This window comes from Pseudovibrio sp. Ad37 (assembly GCF_001623075.1).
GTDB lineage: Bacteria > Pseudomonadota > Alphaproteobacteria > Rhizobiales > Stappiaceae > Pseudovibrio.
Genome location: NZ_LMCF01000033.1, coordinates 1 through 1,445, shown reverse-complemented (window position 1 = coordinate 1,445; position 1,445 = coordinate 1). Strand labels below are relative to the sequence as shown.

The 1,445-nt window shown below is 57.1% G+C and carries 1 protein-coding gene; it reads right to left on the bottom strand.

Annotation, left to right across the window (positions count from 1 at the left end):
• Positions 1–1,445, bottom strand: a 1,445-nt coding sequence (locus tag PsAD37_RS09370; protein WP_206600063.1) for a hypothetical protein, incomplete at both ends; no start/stop codon positions are given.

The following is a 1,445-nucleotide window of genomic DNA, read 5'->3' as shown; positions in this document are numbered from 1 at the left end:
CTCAGTGCGTCAATGGCAGCATCAGAGCCAAGACCTGCAATCACCAGAGCCTGTTCAGCAAGCAACGTCCCGCTGTTGGTCAGATCACCGGCAAGCGTGAGGCTCAGGCCGTCCTTGGCCAGCAGCTCGCCGCTGTTTGCAACGCCAGCCTGACTGCTCAGGCTCACAGAACCTTCCGCAGAGCCGATCAGACCATCATTGGCAACAGAGGCAACCGCAGCCTCAATACTGGCCGCCCGAAGCTTGGCATCTTTTGTGTTGGTGAACGCACCTGTAGCGCCACCGGAAGTATTGGTTAGCGTCAGCGCACCTTCACTGGCAATGTCGCCGCTGTTGGTCACTTTGCCATCAACCTTGAGTGTGGCATCATTCTTGGCAACAAGACGGCCAGAGTTGATCAGATCACCAGAGTTGGTGAGTGTCAAAGCTCCGTTCACGGCTCCAATCAACCCGCCATTGTCCAGGGATGACACCCGTACTGTCACGGTAGACGCTTTGATCTCACCGCCAGCTTCATTCCTCAGTGCGTCAATGGCAGCATCAGAGCCAAGACCTGCAATCACCAGAGCCTGTTCAGCAAGCAACGTCCCGCTGTTGGTCAGATCACCGGCAAGCGTGAGGCTCAGGCCGTCCTTGGCCAGCAGCTCGCCGCTGTTTGCAACGCCAGCCTGACTGCTCAGGCTCACAGAACCTTCTGCAGAGCCGATCAGACCATCATTGGCAACAGAGGCAACCGCAGCCTCAATACTGGCCGCCCGAAGCTTGGCATCTTTTGTATTGGTGAACGCACCGGTGGCAGCGCCAGAGGTATTGCTCAGCGTCAGCGCACCTTCACTGGCAATATCGCCGCTGTTGGTCACTTTGCCATCAACCTTGAGTGTGGCATCATTCTTGGCAACAAGACGGCCAGAGTTGATCAGATCACCAGAGTTGGTGAGTTTTAAAGTTCCGTTCACGGCGCCAATCAGGCCGCCATTGTCCAGGGATGACACCCGTGCTGTCACCGTAGACGCTTTGATCTCACCGCCAGCTGCATTGCTCAGTGCGCCGATGGCAGCATCAGAGCCAAGACCTGCAATCACCAGAGCCTGTTCAGCAAGCAACGTCCCGCTGTTGGTCAGATCACCGGCAAGCGTGAGGCTCAGGCCGTCCTTGGCCAGCAGCTCGCCGCTGTTTGCAACGCCAGCCTGACTGCTCAGGCTCACAGAACCTTCCGCAGAGCCGATCAGACCATCATTGGCAACAGAGGCAACCGCAGCCTCAATACTGGCCGCCCGAAGCTTGGCATCTTTTGTATTGGTGAACGCACCGGTGGCAGCGCCAGAGGTATTGCTCAGCGTCAGCGCACCTTCACTGGCAATATCGCCGCTGTTGGTCACTTTGCCATCAACCTTGAGTGTGGCATCATTCTTGGCAACAAGACGGCCAGAGTTGATCAGATCACC